This window comes from Cohnella herbarum (assembly GCF_012849095.1).
Taxonomy (GTDB): domain Bacteria; phylum Bacillota; class Bacilli; order Paenibacillales; family Paenibacillaceae; genus Cohnella; species Cohnella herbarum.
Window position 1 is genome coordinate 2,652,372 of record NZ_CP051680.1, and the last position, 17,805, is coordinate 2,670,176.

The window sequence follows — 17,805 nt, forward strand, 5'->3', positions numbered from 1 at the left end:
TTAAATCGAGCGAGGAGGCACTTTCGGCGGAATTAGCGCGGCTACGCCGCTTTAAATCGAGCGGGGAGGCGCTTTGGGCGGAATTAGAGCGGCTACGCCGCTTTAAATTGAGCGGGGAGGCACTTTCGGCGGAATTAGAGCGGCTGCGCCGCTTTAAATCGAGAGAGGAGGCACTTTCGGCGGAATTAGCGCGGCTGCGCCGCTTTAAATCGAGCGAGGAGGCACTTTGAGCGGAATTAGAGCGGCTACGCCGCTTTAAATCGAGCGAGGAGGCACTTTGAGCGGAATTAGACCGGCTACGCCGCTTTAAATCGAGCGGGGAGGCACTTTGAGACGGTAATTCCTTCGATTTAACCCAGCTATTGCACACTTTCCCTCGATATCTAACCAATTAGACCGCTGGCAGCTGCTTACAGCACACTTTCCCTCGATATCCAACCCATTAGACCGCTGACAACGGCTTGTAACACACTATCCCTCGAAATCCAACCCATTAGACCGCTGACAGCGGCTTGTAGCACACTTTCCCTCGATATCTAACCCATTAGACCGCTGACAGCGGCTTGTAGCACACTTTTCCCCTTACGATGGCAATTTCACCGATCTAACCCGGCCCAGCCGGGCTATTTGCCCTTACGATGGCAATTTCACCGATCTAACCCGGCTCAGCCGGGCTATTTGCCGTTAACCTGGGACAGACAGCCCTCGTGTAGACGACTGCCGTCGCACAACAAAAGGAGCGGTCATAAGGACGCGCTCCTGTGGGTCTTGACGAGATCGATACTATTGCAAAGGGAAAAGATTAATTCCCTACTCTACGTACATCCGGCTTACCGCGGACCACCGTTGGCCCGGCTCCAACCGGATCAGACCGGTTTGCTCGGCGGGAAAATTGACGTTGGGCGCGTTGACCATGCCAGTTTGCGGTTCCGGGCAGAAAAACTTGCCGTTAGCCGCCGCATTGTACACCATCCAATGCTTGTATGCATCGCCTGCTTCATAGACGAACCGAACGTTAACGCGGCGATCGTATATCGTCATAGCATTTCTATTATTCTTACCTGCCACAGCGGAATAATGATTGTCGAGAGATTCGAAATAAGGATCGCCCTCTCCCTTACTGAGAAGCTCCTCGCCCTCGCTTAACGGGAGTGCGCGTTCGGTCGGAAGCATGCGCTCATTTAATTCCCAACGCTTGCCGATAGAGATGCCGGTTTCCAAATCCTGCACGCTGCTTCCGGTCGCGAAAGGAGCGTTAACGCTCGTATGGAACCCAAGCATGAAAGGCATCGCTTCGGCGCTTTCATTCACCGCCTCGAAGTGCATCGAAAGCCCTTTTGCCGACAACGAGAAAGTTTGCGACAAAGTAAACGTATGCGGAAAATACGAGTATTCCGGGTTTTGCTCATCGAATCGCAGCTTTACGGTAACGGAGCTTTCCTGCTCCGTACTCCCGTAACTTACGACCTCCCACTTCGACCGGTACACGAATCCATGAATATGGTTCCCGGTCTTTTCCTCGTTAATCGGAAACTTATACGTGCGTCCATCGAACTCGAATTTCCCGCCATCGTACCGGTTCGGGGGAAACAACACCGGAATTCCATGAAGCATCGGCGTCTGAACGAACGCTTCCCAATCGGCTCCTTCCGGTTCTCTTATAAATCGATAATCCCTCTCGTCATCGCGGAAAGAGATCAAGTTTCCTCCGATTCCCGGAAGCAGAATCGCCGAATATGGACCGTGTTTAATGTAAATGGCCTGCTCGTTCTCATAAGTTCCTTGTTTCGCATAATGTTGAGTCATCGTCGCATCCTCCACAGTCATTATTATGTACGAGTATATAAGTCCGCGGAAGGAAACGTCAACACTATTAACGCGATTCTATTAGCACAATTCAATTTGCTCTATTCAGCAGGATTCACAAGTTTTAACCAACCAGCTCATACAGACCGCCAATAACGCGATTCGCTCTACCGAGAATAGCGGGGCTTCCGATGCCGACGACGTACATTCCGGCGGCAATCGCCGCTTGGACTCCGGCTTCGGCATCCTCGAACACGACGCATTCCCCGGGTAATAATCCAAGCTCTCGGCAACCTGCTTCGAAAACTTCCGGATCCGGTTTCGCCTTGGATACCTTAGTCCCGTCAACGACCGCATCGAACAACTCCGCAATGCCTACCTTCTCCAGAATAAACGTCGCGTTCTTGCTCGCCGATCCCAAAGCGATCTTGACGCCGCTTTCCCTTAAACGCAAAAGGTACTCCCTAGCCCCAGGCAATAACTCCGACTCGTCCATCTGACGAATATACTGCAAATACTGCTCGTTCTTCTCATCCGCTTTCCGAAGCTTCTCGTCTTCCGTAAGCCTAATCCCTCCGATCTCAAGAACGATGTCGAGCGACCTCATCCGGCTAACTCCCTTTAACCGCTCGTTGTCGCTTTCCGTAAATTCGAAACCCCATTGCTCCGCAAGTTGCTTCCATGCCAAGTAATGATATTTGGCCGTATCGACCAACACCCCGTCCAGATCGAACAACGCCCCCCTGAAATTAGCCAGCAAGTCCGTCACCTCTTCTCTTCCCCTCATTCGGGAAAGATGATCGACCGCCCGGTTCAATCGTCCTCTCCTCCGTTCCGACTTGGAACGTCTGCTGTAGCTTATTGCGATTATCGGAGAGTATGACCACTTCGGTCGCGGTAACGTTAACTCGGAATTGCTGTCCCCTAATCTGAATCGGGAACGCGATCGATTGCCAATGCTCCGGCAGCGAAGGCTGAAACAGAACTTTCCCTTCTCTCAAGTGAAGTCCCGCGAAGCCAAGAACGGCGGCCATCCATGCTCCCCCGTTCGCGGCCGGATGCGTTCCCCCGATATATAACGTTCCGACGTATTGCTTCGAATCGCCGGTCAAATCTATCGTTGCGGTTCGCATGAAATACGGGTAGGCCCAATCGGAATTTCCGATGTCCGCCGCTACCAGCGCATAGACGCATGAGCTCAAACTGGAGCCGTGTTCAGTCCTCGGTTCGTAATACTCCCAGTTTGCCTTCTTCACTTCCTGGCTAAACCGGTTTTTGAATAGATGGAGCATGAGCACGACATCGGCCTGCTTCAGAATTTGCGTCGTCGTCGCGAGTCCGTTACCCCCGCCCAAATATTCGTTTTTATCCATAATTCTTGACTTGAGCGTCCGTAAATCTACGTCCTCAAGCTTCGAGTACCCGTCAAACTGTTCGATGACCAGCGTTGCAGGATCGGGTTGAGGCGTGTATAGCTGCCCGAGCATGCTGCTCAATTTGCCAAGATCTTCGCTGAAATCCAGCTTCTCCATTAAAGACGCATAGGCTTCCGGATACTTCGATTCGAGAACGGCCATCGCTTTGAACGCGATCTCTAGCGTCGTCCTAACGAGTTCGTTCGTAAAAGCGTTATTGTTGACCCGCTCGTGGTACTCGTCGGGGCCGGTTACGTCGAGAATTTCATAACGATTTTTCTCTTCTTTATAGTAGGAATAGGAATAGAAGAAACGGGCGCATTCCAATAGGACCTCCGCTCCGCCTTCGAGCAAAACGCTGTCATCCCCGGTAAACTCGTAATATTGCCATATCCCGTACGCGGCATCGGCGCTAATATGGACTTGCTTGTCGCGAAAATAAGTTCTCATCGGACGATTCGTGAACACGTCTGTAATATTGAACAACGTGCATGCATCGTCTCCCGTATCTTGGCTCTCCCACGCGTAGTAAGCTCCGCGGTAACCATACTCCGCCGCTTTTCTGCGGGCTCCGTCCAACGTATGAACCCGGTACATCACCAGATTTCTAGCGATTTTCGGCTGACTGTACAGGAAAAACGGGAGCATGAACATCTCCGTATCCCAGAATACCGCACCTTTATAGACTTGACCGGATAATCCCCTAGCGGGAATGGATACCTTTTCCGACTCCGTCGGCGCGATAATATGCAACTGATAAATACTGTATCGCAGAGCAAACTGAGCGTCATCGTCTCCTTCGATCTCGACGTCGGACAACTCCCATTTCCTCTCCCAATGCAACGCGTGCCTATGCAAAAGAGTTTCGTAACGATCGCGCATCGCTTCCCGCACCCGTGACTGTACCGTTTTCGATACTTGTTCCCGCTGATCGCCGAAGCCGACGGCCACGTATTTCGTAAACCCGTAGGTTTCTCCCGCGAAACATTTGATCTGGATTTCTCGAAGCATGGATAACGAATCCTGAATGAGCACTTCCTCTGCCGCACCTACCAACGTGATGCCTTCCGCCACGGAAACCGACTTCTTAAGCTCTTGAGTTATGCATGATAACCCGATTAGGCCATCCCCGGCCGACAATTCGTACTCCTGCAGATGGGGACCGTTAATGTCCCATACATCGCCGTCAATACCGGTTCGCACCGTTATTTCGCAATCCTGCGAGCATCGGAATTCGACCTTCATTAGAATAAGATCCAGATGTTCCATACTTAGGAACCTACGAGTACGGACTTCGATCCGGTTGTCTCCGACAACGAAAGCCGTATCGCGGTGATAGGTTGCGTCTCGAATATTAAGCGCTACGCGATGCGAATCATATCTCGAAGTCAGAGGACTCAGAATCTCACCGTTCAAGATCAGTTGCGTAAATAAACCGTTGGGCGCATTGATCGGTTCTCTCCATTGATCGCCGACTTTATCGTACAAACCGGCTAGCGTACAAGCCGGTAACTGCTCCTTCTTAAACTCCTCCAATGTTCCTCGGTAACCCATCGCTCCATTGCCGAGCATGAACTTATTCCCGTTCGTCGTGATCCTATTCGGATCAAATCCTATTTCCTCTACGATCCAGCTCACTTGGACACCCTCGCTTTCAGCTACGAAATATACCTTCAATTATGAAGGCGGCTCGCTTGCGCTGAAATGAGCGATATTACCGAAATGATGTTTGATTCCATTGAATAAGCCAAGAGAGAATGGCATCAAGGGTAATATCCAGGTTCGACGAACCCGATGAATTCACATAAGATGAACTATCGCGAAAATAATCCGCATGTCCTCCGATAATCGGCACGGTTCTCATCGCCGCCGGTGCATGTTTGTGCTTATGCCACGCAGGAAATCCGTTTCTGAATGCCGAATGATTATTTATCTCGTTATGTCTCGTCCGCATCCAACCGCCATGCGTACCGAGACGGGAAACGAGATCAGGGGACTTGCCCTCGGCGTCGTTGGCCCTTTTACGAGTTCCCGCAGCGCTTATCGACAATACGGATGGCCGAAGCTCCTGCGGAATTCGGCATTTCGGTGATCCGATCATCACGACCAGACAATTCGAACGGCTCTCGCTCTTCATCAGCAGATACGCTGCATGTATAGCCGCGACGCCGCCTCCGCTGTGACCGATCAGCAGCGTTGTCGTACGGCGGTCGACGGCCAGTCTCATCGTCGCCATGGCCGCAATCGCCCGCTTTCCCCCGATCGAGTTCGAGATCTTCGCCGGAGGGAGACTCATGTCCGAGCGTATTTCCCATAATTGAGGGATGACTGTCCTACTCCAATCCCCATAAGGAAATAGCAGCTCCGAATGGACGGGCTGCCCTAAGTGTTGAGTTATACCTGTTATCGTTATTCGATCTAGGAGTGCTACGCGGAACTTCTCCATGAAGTGTGAAGCGGTCGCGAGCCCCGCCAGAAAATACAATTCCAACTCAATTGCCTCTGGACCGCTCAAATCGCTCTGCATCGATAATCCTTTCCATGTCGGACGGATGGTCGCTCCTGAACCACTTCACGAGAAGCGGCGGATTTACGTCGCTCAGCACGACTACGGACATTTTCTGATTCATGGATATCGACCCTTCCGCGCTGCCGATCAATTCCATCGCATATCGATCCGCGGATGCTTCCGCATTCCGGGAAATCGCATTCGATACGGGTAACGTCACGAAGGAAATCATAGATAGAATAAGCAACACGAGCGGCAATGCGGCCATATCGGACATCGAACGAATTCCCCATTTCGACCCGTGATTTCGAACGAGAACCTTATACAATGCTCCTCCGATCGCTAACAGCCCCAGCGACGACCCGATTGCGCCAACGGCGCTCCATTCCAGATGATGCTTCACGTAATGACCCATTTCATGCGCCATGATGAGTAGGATTTCCGGTTCGTTTAACTGCTTTAACGTCGTATCCCACAAGACGATCCGCAGGGAAGAACCGATCCCGTTGACGTAAGCGTTCATCGCGTTCGTCTTAGCCGACATGTCGACTTCGTATACCCGATGCGCGGGAATGTCCGCTTTGGCTGCCAACTCCAAGATTTTATGTTCTAAGCTCGGATCGGATAAAGTCGTAAATTGATTATATAGCGGATCGATGACAACAGGCTGAACATACATCATGAATAGGGTAAACGGCACCGATAAGAGCCACAGCTTAAGCCACCACCGACCTCCTCGGGAGATTATCCAGAATGCGACGGCCGATACGGCCAACATCGTCAAATAACCGATTCCGAACCCGATCAGCTTATCCCTAAGCCAGTCCGCAACCGGTTGCGTCGATATGCCATAAGATTTCGATAAGTTATAACCTGCGACCCGCAGCGGAAAATAAAGCAAGAACGATACCGCATTTACTAGCAGCACATATATCGGAAAACGTATGTATATCGGAAGGCGATAACGTTCGAGACCATCCCTCCAGCTTGTCGACAAACCGCTAAGGAGCAAAAACAAGTAGATTAACCACTCCCAAGGTCCGCTGATGAAGAAAATCCAGTTGCGTACCGAATTGATCGTCTCGCTGTTGTTCAGTTGTTCGGGAGTGAAGAAGGTCGAAGGATCCGCGGCCGTACCCCGATAAGCTTCGGGTACTTGATTGGGCGAGGTATACCATACATATAAAGCCATGAAGATGGCATAACACGCGAAAAGGAGTAAATATCTTAAGTAAGGAACTTTTCTAACGATCGGCATGGCGGATTTCCCCTTGTGCTCGGATAGTACGATCATACCACTTCCCATGCGGACTTCAAAAGAATGAACGATCCGGATTTTCCAGTCTCGCTATTTCGAAAAGGAGCGTCGACATGCCGCAATATCGAATAATCGTCGATCTATCGGATCGAACGCTTTACCTATTGGATGGGAATAACGTTGTTCGCTCTTTTCCCGTAGGCATTGGGAAAGTGCTGACCAAAACGCCTGCCGGAGAGTACATGATCGTGAATAAGCAAGCCGATCCCGGCGGTCCCTTCGGTGCGTTCTGGATGGGACTGTCCCGTCCGCATTATGGGATACACGGCACGAACGACCCTTCCTCCATCGGCCGAGAAGTTAGTCATGGCTGTATCCGGATGTATAACGAAGATGTTCTTCAATTGGCAGCGCTAGTTCCGATTCGGACGAGAGTGACGATCAGGCTTTGAGTTTCAATATATCGATAACCGATTTCATCGGAGTACTCCCGGAATGGCCGTTCCGAGTAAAAGAAGAGACCGTTGATCTGGTCTCCTCCCGTCTTTCGAGCTCTCAACTAAGCTTAAACTCCAACAATTTCTTATTATGCAGAATTAATCGATCCTCTGGTCGGTATTTCCGAGCCTCTTCGTTGTGCCAGTTGGAGGTTACGAAACGGTTTAAATAATAATAACAGACGCACAACTGAAGATGAGGATACCAAGTTCGATACGCAGGATAATGGAAGCTCCATTGCTCATTGTCCTCCGGAATATTTGTTGCCAGCTCATACCAGTAAGCAGCCGTACGAAAGTCTTTTTTATGCTTAAAATGATCTCCGATCCTGCACAGCACCTCCGGGCGAGGGCTGCTATATTCGAAGGATTTAAACAAAGAGGGCAGTTCGTTATCCCGTTCGTTCAGAAATCTATAGCAGTCGGCCATATTGATGCAAGCATTTATTTTCTCATCGACCCAGCCTTCATTCGTCGCCAGATTGTTCTTATAGCTTTCAATAGCTTCCCGATAATGTTGGTTCTCTCGTAATTCGTTACCATGATAGAAATGATCCCGAGCCGTAAAAGTATCTCCACGCTCGATCTTCATCTTGTAAATATCCAGATTGCGACCCGCTGAATGCTTAATTTTCCTATGTGTGACTGCGATATCGGAATTGACGATCCGGCCGGCTACTTTCAAATAATTGTGGCAATCGCCTTCCCATATGAAATTGCGTGAACGTTTAACAAGACGATTCCGCCGATATCGAAGCGTCACGTTCCCGAATTCATCCTCACCGTTGTGATAAAACATGGATACGGAATCGATCCTGGGATCGAGCGTTTCCTTCAACTGTTTGAAAGCTTCCCGATCGCGCTCCAACAATACGTCGTCCGCATCTAGGAAGAAAATATAGTCTTGAGTCGCATGGGAAAATGATTCGTTGCGAGCTTCTGCGAAGTTACCCGTCCATTTGAAAAAAAATACCCGATCCGTATAATTCCGGGCAATATCGACCGTTGAATCGGATGAGCCCGTATCGACAATGTTAATCTCATCAACCAGATCACTTACCGAATCGAGACAACGCGCCAGAACGGCTTCTTCATTTTTCACCATCATGCATAAACTCACCGTAACCATTCTGCTTGTTTCCTCCCTTGAAGCGGTTAAGAATCTAACGCCGTTTCGTGCTTTCATTCTAGGAATGACCTCAAGCATGAATAGAAACAGGAACATTCGTCCACTGGACGAACGTCCTGCCCTTGAAGATTTAAGATTCAAAACGGATAATGTTTAGGTTGATTTGCGATGCCGTTGCGGTGAAGGCTGTTGCTCCGGCATTCGTATAGGCAACCCTAATTCTGTAATCAAAACTTGAGGAAGCAACTGCATTATCGATATAAGTGTAAGACAATGGTTGAGCTATTTCTGTTTCTTCCAATAGATGATTTTGATGATATCGAATCGTTTGCAGAACACTTCCATTTCGAATTAACTCGATGGGTAAATCAACTTCACCGGTTGAGGTTGAAGTATCCAAGCCGAACTCTAACGCATAATCAATCATGAGTAAATCACCTGTAGCAACCGAGATTCCGTTCAAGGAAATCAAGGTTTGCGTTGATCCGTCAAGTAAAGTTATCGGTATCGCGGATGCAGCAGTCGCAGCAAAAAGATTAGGTTGTGGACCGGACGGTCCTTGTGGACCCATTGTTCCTTGCGGTCCTTGTGGACCCATTGTTCCTTGCGGTCCTTGCGGTCCCATTGTTCCTTGTATACCTCGTGGTCCAGTTGCGCCATCCGCACCTGTTGGTCCTACCGGTCCAATTGGTCCAGTTTCACCCGTCGGTCCGATTGCTCCTGTCGCTCCGTCTGCACCTGTCGGTCCGGCTGGTCCCGTTGCTCCGTCTTCACCTGTCGGTCCTGCCGGTCCAGTTGCTCCATCTGCACCTGTCGGTCCGGCTGGTCCGGTTGCTCCATCTGCACCTGTCGGTCCGGCTGGTCCTGTCGGTCCAGTTGCACCATCCGCACCTGTCGGTCCGGCTGGTCCTGTCGCTCCATCTGCACCCGTCGGTCCTGCCGGTCCAGTTGCTCCGTCTGCACCTGTCGGTCCGGCTGGCCCTGTCGCTCCATCTGCACCCGTCGGTCCTGCCGGTCCAGTTGCTCCGTCTGCACCTGTCGGTCCTGCTGGCCCTGTCGCTCCATCTGCACCTGTCGGTCCGGCTGGTCCTGTCGGTCCAGTTGCACCATCCGCACCTGTCGGTCCTGTCGGTCCAGTTGCTCCATCTGCACCTGTCGGTCCGGCTGGTCCTGTTGCTCCGTCTGCACCTGTCGGTCCTGTTGCTCCATCTGCACCCGTCGGTCCGGCTGGTCCCGTTGCTCCGTCTGCACCTGTCGGTCCTGCCGGTCCTGTTGCTCCGTCTGCACCCGTCGGTCCTGCCGGTCCAGTCGCTCCGTCTGCACCCGTCGGTCCTGCTGGCCCTGTTGCTCCGTCTGCACCTGTCGGTCCTGCCGGTCCAGTTGCTCCATCTGCACCTGTCGGCCCTGTTGGCCCTGTTGCTCCATCTGCACCTGTTGGTCCGGCAGGTCCGATTTCCCCGGTTGGTCCCGTCGCTCCAGTTTCACCAGTCGCTCCTGTAGCTCCTGTAGCCCCCGTGGTTCCGGTTGCTCCCGTTAACCCTGTTGCTCCGGTCGCCCCCGTTACTCCTGTAACCCCAGTTGCTCCTGTTTCACCCGTAGCTCCTGTTGTTCCTGTTGTTCCTGTTGTTCCTGTTGTTCCTGTTGTTCCTGTAGCCCCCGTGGTTCCGGTTGCTCCCGTTAATCCTGTAGCTCCCGTTGCTCCCGTTGCTCCCGTTGCACCATCTGCTCCAGTTGTACCTGTAGCTCCCGTTGCTCCAGTTGTACCTGTAGCTCCTGTAGCTCCTGTAGCTCCCGTTGCTCCCGTTGCACCATCTGCTCCAGTTGTACCTGTAGCTCCCGTTGCTCCAGTTGTACCTGTAACTCCTGTAGCTCCTGTTGCTCCTGTAGCTCCCGTTGCTCCTGTTGCTCCCGTTGCTCCTGTTGCTCCCGTTGCTCCTGTAGCTCCTGTTGCTCCCGTTGCTCCTGTTGCTCCTGTTGCTCCAGTTCCAGATCCGCTGGTCGTAAGCAATTCAACATCATCGACAAGCAAGTCTGACGTACCCGCAATCGGTAACGGTTGTATGATGAGCAACGCTTGAGTCGTCATTGGTGGAGCTATCGAAGTCGTTTGGTACACTTCGACCCAATCACTGCCTGTCAGGCTCGAGATGCTATAGGGAATGTAATCTAGCAAACCTGTTGCGAGCACATTAAATGAAGCATCCAAGTAACTGAGCGTAACAATCGCGAATGACCCCAAGTTAGGGGACGCTTTAGCAAAAGAGGCCCGGAACTCGAAGTTTTCTCCCGGAATGGCCGGAACGCTTTGGGCAATGTACGAGCTAGCCAAACCTCCTCTCAATTGCGCGCAATTAAAACCGCTGTGGCTCATAGTCGTGTTAATAGAGGCATTCACGACTGTCCAAGAAATAATCGTGCCTGTTTCGAATCCGCCGTTATTAATTCTGTTCTGTATTGACATTTTAGTATCACCACCTTGAACCAGTCTCGATTTCATCGAAGCCAAGGCTTGTCACGAAATCTATTACATCTTATTGTTTCATGATGTTGCCCGTGCTTTTACTAGCCTTCATCGATGCGGATTTTTGCGATAATTGCCGAAATTTCCGCTTCCAACGCGATCTATATGTCTCTCGCTATAACCTGCAGTCACGTTTCGAGTATCGAGTATCCCCCTAGCGTGCGATACGATCCTATCAATCGGTATACCGGTATGATCGGTCATGATGATGACGCAATCCGATTGGCTTAACCGTTCCTCCGTCAATGCGACGCTACGCATCCGCTTTCCGTTTACCCAAACCTCTCGAACGAGAGGATCGTGATACGAAACGATAAATCCCCTATCCTGTAACCGTTCCATCAACGCGATTGAAGGAGATTCGCGAATGTCGTCTACGTCTTTTTTATACGCCGCGCCATAGATCAATGCCGTCCGAGTAGAACAATTCGACTCCGACACTCCTTCGACTCGATCCGCCAAGTAATCGATCATCGATTGATTAACCCGCTCCGACAGCTCGATGAATCCGCTCTTCAAGCCGAATTCTCCCGCTCTCCATTGGAGATATTGCGGGTCTACCGGAATGCAATGTCCGCCGACTCCCGGTCCCGGGTAGAACGCCGAATATCCGAACGATTTCGTCTTTGCGGCTTCGATCGCTTCCCACAGGTCGATGCCTAGACCATCGCACAATATCGCCATTTCATTAATGAAAGAGATATTCACAAGCCTGTAGGTGTTCTCTAGCAGTTTGGTCATCTCCGCTACTTCCGGCGACGATACTCTCACTACCGATTGAAATACCTCGCAATATATGGACTCCGTCCTACGCAAACAATCCGACGTCACCCCGCTAACGACTTTCGGAATGTCCCTTACCGCAAATTGTTTATTGCCTGGATCGATTCGTTCCGGAGAATAACCGACATGGAAATCCTTGCCGACGGTCAACCCGCTCTCTCTCTCAAGGATCGGAACAAGCACCTCCGTTGTCGTCCCCGGATAAGTCGAGCTTTCCAGAACGACCAACTGTCCTATGGATAACGCTTTGCCTGTTTCGATGGCTGCGTTCTCCAGATAGCTAAGATCAGGCAGTTGACCAGCCGATAGCGGCGTCGGAACGCAAATGATAATCGCGGATGCCTCTCCTAGCCGTTCGTAGTCCATACATGGGCTAAACCGGCCAGAGCTTATCGCCGAAGCGATTTGTTGATCGGCAATATCCGGTAAGTAGCTTCGACCGATTTGCAAACTCGATATTTTTTTCCGATCGGCATCCAAACCAAGCACGGTAAATCCTTGTCCCGCGAAAAGAAGCGCAATCGGTAAACCTACGTAACCAAGTCCGACGATGGCGACTGTCCGCTCTCCTAATTCCAACCCCCCATCGGTTCGAACAGCATGCTCCGTCACTCGTTCTCTCTCCTTTCTAGCAATGGTTTTCCAGGATTGCCGACATACGTGACGTAAGGAGGTACATCACGGGTGATGACTGCGCCCGCGCCGATCATCGCTCCTTCCCCGATCGTAATCCCCGGAAGCAAAGTCGCGTTATTGCCTATTCTGGCACCCTTGCGAATAACCGGCCCTAGATGAGGATAATCCCCTCTTCCCATATATTTGTCGTTGGAAGTCGAGCAGCATGGGCCGATAAAAACGCCATCTTCAATGATCATGTTGCTCGTAATATACGAAGAAGTCTGGATCGTTACGAAACTACCGATTACGGTATGAGGCTCTATCGCTACGTTTCTTCCAATGATGCTGCTCTCTCCGACCTCCACTTGCTCGCGTATCCCTGCCAGGTCACCCACAAGTACATCGACCCCCAGCGTAACCCCGCGATAGATGACGCAACCGCTACCGATCTTAGCCCCTTCCCCGATCGTAAGAACCGGCAGTTCAGCCGTTGGCTTCACCGCTTTTTTCTTGTTTGCCGACGGAGTTTTTCCTAATACGGAAAGATCGCCGATGGTCACGCGATTGCCTACGATCGTTCCTTCCTTAATGACAACGCCGTGGCCGATAGATACATCGTCCCCGATTATCGCGTAGGGTTCGATTACCGCGTGCTGACCTACGATCACATTTGAGCCCCATCGAACAGAAGGATCCAACGTCATAGTCTACCTCCTAACCTTTCCGAGTCTACTGCATGGATAAGCTGTTAAGCCCCACCTTACATGATCTATGCAAGTCCAAACTCTATTGCCAGTGTTGCAGCGGAAGCATGTTCAAACCGAAACGCATACCCTATACGAAAATGATTTACGGCAAGGAGACTGCTAAATGATCGAATTAATGCCGATAGCCGAACAATTCCGCAGTTTAAAATCCGAGATTCTATCGGAAATAGCAGACACGATCGAGCAAGGCACGTACATTCTAGGACCGAAAGTTCGTCAATTAGAACAGAAAATCGCTTACCTGTCCGGCTCCGATCATGCGATCGCGGTCGCCAACGGGACGGATGCGCTCGTGCTGACTTTAGATGCTTACGGGATCGGTCCCGGCGATGAGGTCATCACCACGCCCTATACTTTCGTAGCGACTTCCGAAGCGATTTCCAGAGTCGGCGCGACGCCGGTGTTCGTTGATATCGATCAATCGTGGAATCTGGATCCTGCGAGAATCGAAGAAGCGATTACGCCAAGAACGAAAGCCATTTTACCCGTTCACCTGTTCGGCCAGCCCGCGGACATGGAGGAGATCATGCGGATCGCTGCCCGATTCGGGTTGATCGTGATCGAAGATGCTTGCCAAGCTTTCGGCGCCGCTTATCGGGACAAGTCCGTAGGCAGTATCGGACACGCAGCCTGTTTTTCTTTTTTCCCAAGCAAAAACTTAGGGACGATCGGAGACGGGGGACTTATTCTTACCTCAGACAGCGCACTGGCGGAAGCCGTTCGGGAGCTTAGGCAACACGGAAGCGCCAAACGTTACTACCATCATCGAGTCGGCTATAACAGTCGGCTTGACGAGCTGCATGCCGCCGTTCTGTTAGTCGTTCTGGAAAAGGTTAACGAGTGGAATGAGCGCAGAATCGCTCTAGCGGATCGCTACTATGAGCAGTTATCGACGCTTTCGTCAATCACCCTTCCCATGAGAACGCCGGAGCGCAAGCATGTATACAATCTCTTCTGCATTCGTAGCGCCGAACGGGATCGAATCCGCGAACGATTGCTCGCCCGAAACATTCAAAGCGGCATTTATTACCCCAAACCACTGCACCTTCAGAAGGTTTACGAAGGGTTAGGTTATAACATCGGATCGTTCCCCGAAGCGGAACGCCTATCCTTGGAAGCTTTAGCGCTGCCGATGGGGCCGCTGCTCACGGAACAACAACAGGATGCCGTCATTAACGCTCTTCAAGATATCGAAGCAGGACAAGGTGAACTATGATACGTTTCGGAATCATCGGTTGCGGGCGAATTTCGGAAAAACACGTCGTTTCGATCGCGAAATGCTCCAATGCTAGATTGACCGATTTGTATGATCCTCTCCCAGAACGAATGGAGGAGTTGGAGCGGAAATATTCCCTTGTTAATCGGGAGCTATCGACGGATACGGTTGCAGTCGCGAAGCATTCGGACCCTGATGGCTTGCTTCGGGATGCGAATGTGGATGCCGTCGTTATTGCCACCCCTTCTCATTCGCATGCACACTTGGCGGTTGCCGCTCTTCGGGCAGGCAAACCTGTCCTGCTCGAGAAGCCGATGGCCCTTTCTCTTCGGGACGCCGACGAGATTGCCGAATCGGCCGCAAACCTGCGGCTTAGGGTACAAGTGTGCCATCAATTGCGGTATCGTCCTCTCATGAGACTTGCGAAGGAATGGGTTGACAACGGAACTTTAGGAACGATAAGATCCGGTACCGTTACGGTGAGGCTAAATCGTTCTCCGGCCTATTACGCGGCCGCACCTTGGCGCGGATCGTGGGATCAAGACGGGGGCATGCTGCTCAACCAAGGCGTTCATCTGATCGATTTGCTTCTGTGGATGATGGGAGAAACCGTGGATTCGGTTTACGGAATGCTCGGGTGGGGGAAAAACGTTAAGCCGACCGAAGACGTCGCCATAGGAACGATCCGTTTCGCCAATGGCGCAATCGGGATCGTCGAAGCTAACACGATTAGCCAACCGAATAATTTGGATCAATCGTTATCTTTATTCGGAGACCTAGGTACGATCAGTATCGGGGGAACCGGTTTAACGGAAGTTCGAAGATGGCATGCAGTCGGTCAAGAAACCCCGCTCCTTCCGGAGGCTGCTGACTTCGACGAGCATCTCGCGATGTACGAGCATTTCGTCGGCTCCCTGCAAGGACATCCCCATGATCCGTTGTTCGCGGTCGATACGCCGGACGGACGAAGAGCGCTGGAAACCGTATTCGCGATATACGAATCCGCCAGAATCGCAAGCCCTATCCGGTTGCCCTTACTCTCGTTCGATACCCGTATGATGGCGGATCATCACTTCAACGACAATAATTAAAGGGCATCGTCATTCCCGTCGGATGGCGAAGCCCTTTCTTCAAATGCCGAAATTACAAGACCAACGGACTAACTTGTTCAACGACCACGGATATTTTCTGCTTACAATCATCCCCGAACTGAAGACTCAGATCGAAATAATGGTTCATTCTAGCTAGAATGGGCTGAACGCATTTCTTTTTTTGGATAGGATCCAGTCCGCTTGTAAAAGGACAAGTTTGATAATAAACAGCCATGCCCGCGAAATGTTTGCCGATATAAAAATGCTTCAAGGCGCTTGCTTCCCTCTCTCCAAGCGTGTTCCAAGGAATTGTTGGAAAGAGGATTTCTTGCTTGAAACGGGCTACGATATATTCAACGATGTAGATGAGCGATACGATTCTCTCGTCTATTCGATGGCTTATGCTATCGCCGTGCCTTCGGTAGCACAGCATCGGCTGCTGCAAATAATGGCGATTCCATCCTCTGTCGATATTGATCAAGCAATTCAACGTATCTCCCGCGATCGGTTTCGCCGGATCGACGAACCACGAATGGCTGGCTGATCGGTAATAAGACGATCTGAACATGCCGATCATCGGAATGACTCCCGAGCCCCATCTCTGAAAAATGTTCTGCACCGCTTCTTCGTCGGTATAGGACCGGTATGTCCACTTGCCGATGGCTTTCGCGTTAACGTTAACAAGGGTTATATCTCCATAGACATAGTCCGCGTTCGGATGATTAAAGAAGCAACCGACATAATGACTAAGCACTCCAGCATTCGGCAGAAAATCGTCCGCGCTTAATAACAAGACGTATTCCCCGTTCGCTTCCCGAAATATTTCATGGAACGCGCGGTCTGGTAAGTTCGAATTGTCCGTATGTCTGATAACTCTAATATTCGAATGACTTTTTGCATACCGTTCGATAATCGCCATGGAATCATCCGTCGAATGATCGTCCACGACGAGAATTTCTATATTCGGATAAGCCTGGGTCAGAACCGATTGTAAACACTCGTCCAGAAATCGGCCGTAATTATAATTGACGATCCCAACCGTGACTTTTGGCGCCTTTTGAATGTTCGTATGCCTATTTTCCGCTTGGGCAATAGGTAAAAATTTTCTTAGCAACTGTTCGATTTTAAAGTTCTGGTCAGGTAAGGAATAGTTCCGCTCGATAAAGGCCCGATAAACGCCGGACGAGTATTCCTCATCCATGACCATACCGATCAATTCGTCGATCGTGTTCCAGACGAAGCTTGCGTCATACACTTGTTTCGCCCCGTAGAAATGATGAACGAGCGGTTTAAGACCTGCCGCCATCGCTTCCATCATGGACATATGTTGACTTTCTAACGGACTTGTAGAAATAATGTAGTGTTTGTTTTCCAAGTAGCGGTTAACGTCCGTCTGCCAACCTTCGAATTGAACGGCGTCGGTCAAGTTCAACTGCTCGATCATTTGATTAAAATAGAGACGATAGCGCTCATCTTGGTATTTCCCGGCAATGTAAAGCTTGTATCGGGCATCTCTGTCATGAATGGCTTTGAAGGCATGCAACAGCAGCATCGGACCTTTCTTCGCGCTGATGTATCCGACGAATGCGATGTTGAAGCCTTTCTCTCGTTCGATCAACCGATACTTATTCAAGTCCACGCCGTTGGGAATGACGACCGTTTTCCGCTCCGATAATCCTTTTACATGTTGTAAGACATAATCTTGAATCGGTTTGCCGACGAAAATAACTTTATCTACCGTTCCCCAATTCACCTGATACGGGTAAGAGCTGAAAGCTTCATAGCTGTGCAGCCTGCAAATGATTTTCCTCCGATTCGCGATAGGCAGCTTACTTCCATAAACGATTAGGTTATCGCACCACTCGAACCAACAAATATCCGCCCAGTTCATGCCCTGATCGATTTGGCTATTTTCCCGGACGATGATTTTCATCGTAGTGAAAGGGATAGAAAGATGGGCAATGATCGGATCGATGAAAGCATCCAACCCGCTCCTGACGAAAAAAACAAGCTTTGGACGCCTATAGCTATTTTGCCCGGGCAGCTCTTCGTGATCTGTTTGCGATTGCGATTGTTTGTCCATCCTCCGACCTCCGTGTTCGCCGAATCCATTTTCCTGCCAAGCCATTCCCTGAACAGTATATGATAGCTTATCCCATGCGTGATGCGATCAAGAGCCCTAAACGAAGGCAATT

The 17,805-nt window shown here is 50.8% G+C and carries 13 protein-coding genes; 3 read left to right on the forward strand and 10 right to left on the reverse strand.

The window, feature by feature from the left end; translation table 11 throughout:
- Positions 1-810: 810 nt before the first annotated feature.
- From HH215_RS11935 to HH215_RS11955, 5 genes are all read right to left on the reverse strand, one after another.
- A complete protein-coding gene (locus HH215_RS11935) occupies positions 811-1,806 on the reverse strand; it encodes an aldose 1-epimerase (protein WP_169280108.1) in 996 nt (331 codons plus the stop codon).
- A gap of 124 nt (positions 1,807-1,930) precedes the next feature.
- The gene (pgmB, locus tag HH215_RS11940) at positions 1,931-2,563 is read right to left on the reverse strand and encodes a beta-phosphoglucomutase (protein WP_375140520.1); all 633 of its coding nucleotides are present in this window, start codon (positions 2,561-2,563) and stop codon (positions 1,931-1,933) included.
- A complete protein-coding gene (locus HH215_RS11945; protein WP_169280109.1) occupies positions 2,556-4,859 on the reverse strand; it encodes a glycosyl hydrolase family 65 domain-containing protein in 2,304 nt (767 codons plus the stop codon). Before HH215_RS11945 ends, pgmB begins: the two co-directional genes overlap by 8 nt.
- A 76-nt stretch (positions 4,860-4,935) precedes the next feature.
- Positions 4,936-5,517, reverse strand: a complete 582-nt coding sequence (locus HH215_RS11950; protein ID WP_169280110.1) for a hypothetical protein — start codon at positions 5,515-5,517, stop codon at positions 4,936-4,938.
- A 196-nt stretch (positions 5,518-5,713) separates the two neighbouring features.
- The gene (locus HH215_RS11955) at positions 5,714-6,988 is read right to left on the reverse strand and encodes a M48 family metallopeptidase (RefSeq protein WP_169280111.1); all 1,275 of its coding nucleotides are present in this window, start codon (positions 6,986-6,988) and stop codon (positions 5,714-5,716) included.
- 113 nt (positions 6,989-7,101) lie between these two features.
- Between HH215_RS11955 and HH215_RS11960 the strand changes: the two genes are divergently transcribed.
- Positions 7,102-7,440, forward strand: coding sequence for a L,D-transpeptidase (locus HH215_RS11960; protein WP_169280112.1), 339 nt, complete (start codon positions 7,102-7,104; stop codon positions 7,438-7,440).
- Between the two features lie 103 nt (positions 7,441-7,543).
- Here the strand turns inward: HH215_RS11960 and HH215_RS11965 are convergent, their stop codons facing one another.
- The 4 genes from HH215_RS11965 to HH215_RS11980 all read right to left on the reverse strand — a co-directional run bounded on the left by HH215_RS11965 (position 7,544) and on the right by HH215_RS11980 (position 13,240).
- Positions 7,544-8,614 (reverse strand): glycosyltransferase family 2 protein, encoded by a 1,071-nt coding sequence (locus tag HH215_RS11965; protein WP_169280113.1) that lies wholly within the window; start codon positions 8,612-8,614, stop codon positions 7,544-7,546.
- A 130-nt stretch (positions 8,615-8,744) separates the two neighbouring features.
- Positions 8,745-11,075 (reverse strand): NTTRR-F1 domain, encoded by a 2,331-nt coding sequence (locus HH215_RS11970; protein WP_169280114.1) that lies wholly within the window; start codon positions 11,073-11,075, stop codon positions 8,745-8,747.
- Between the two features lie 108 nt (positions 11,076-11,183).
- Positions 11,184-12,530, reverse strand: coding sequence for a nucleotide sugar dehydrogenase (locus HH215_RS11975; RefSeq protein WP_254450453.1), 1,347 nt, complete (start codon positions 12,528-12,530; stop codon positions 11,184-11,186).
- Complete coding sequence (locus HH215_RS11980) at positions 12,527-13,240, reverse strand: acyltransferase (protein WP_169280115.1); 714 nt, start codon at positions 13,238-13,240, stop codon at positions 12,527-12,529. The genes HH215_RS11975 and HH215_RS11980 overlap by 4 nt, the downstream gene beginning before the upstream one ends.
- 166 nt (positions 13,241-13,406) lie before the next feature.
- On the opposite strand from HH215_RS11980, the gene HH215_RS11985 reads away from it, so the two are divergent.
- Both HH215_RS11985 and HH215_RS11990 read left to right on the forward strand, forming a co-directional pair.
- A complete protein-coding gene (locus HH215_RS11985; protein WP_169280116.1) occupies positions 13,407-14,519 on the forward strand; it encodes a DegT/DnrJ/EryC1/StrS family aminotransferase in 1,113 nt (370 codons plus the stop codon).
- Positions 14,516-15,610, forward strand: a complete 1,095-nt coding sequence (locus HH215_RS11990) for a Gfo/Idh/MocA family protein (protein ID WP_169280117.1) — start codon at positions 14,516-14,518, stop codon at positions 15,608-15,610. Before HH215_RS11985 ends, HH215_RS11990 begins: the two co-directional genes overlap by 4 nt.
- Positions 15,611-15,662: 52 nt before the next feature.
- Here the strand turns inward: HH215_RS11990 and HH215_RS11995 are convergent, their stop codons facing one another.
- Entirely contained in the window at positions 15,663-17,693 is a 2,031-nt protein-coding gene (locus HH215_RS11995; protein ID WP_169280118.1) for a glycosyltransferase, read from the reverse strand.
- Positions 17,694-17,805 lie beyond the last annotated feature (112 nt).